The sequence below is a fragment of the Pseudomonas yamanorum genome (genome assembly GCF_013386765.1).
Lineage (GTDB): Bacteria > Pseudomonadota > Gammaproteobacteria > Pseudomonadales > Pseudomonadaceae > Aquipseudomonas > Aquipseudomonas yamanorum_A.
Genome location: NZ_JACARE010000080.1, coordinates 3,107 through 3,369, shown reverse-complemented (window position 1 = coordinate 3,369; position 263 = coordinate 3,107). Strand labels below are relative to the sequence as shown.

General features: G+C 63.5%; 1 protein-coding gene. It reads right to left on the bottom strand.

What is annotated here, in order from left to right; translation table 11 throughout:
* On the bottom strand, positions 1 to 263 hold a 263-nt coding region (locus tag HX875_RS32965), incomplete at both ends, for an ATP-binding cassette domain-containing protein (RefSeq protein WP_256348228.1).

Below are 263 nucleotides of genomic sequence, written 5' to 3'. Positions count from 1 at the left end.
GCCATGGCGATCACCACCCGCTGACGCTGCCCACCCGACAGTTCAAACGGATACGCCAGGCGCAACCGCTCAGGCTCAGGCAAGCCGACATAACCAAGCAAGTCCACCACCCGCTGACGCCGCACACGCGCCGATGCCACACCATGGGCACGCAGGGTTTCATCGATCTGCTCGCCCACCCGCAACAGTGGATTAAGGGCACTCATGGGCTCCTGGAACACCATGCTGATATCCCGCCCGCGCAGTTGGCGCATGGCCTCTTC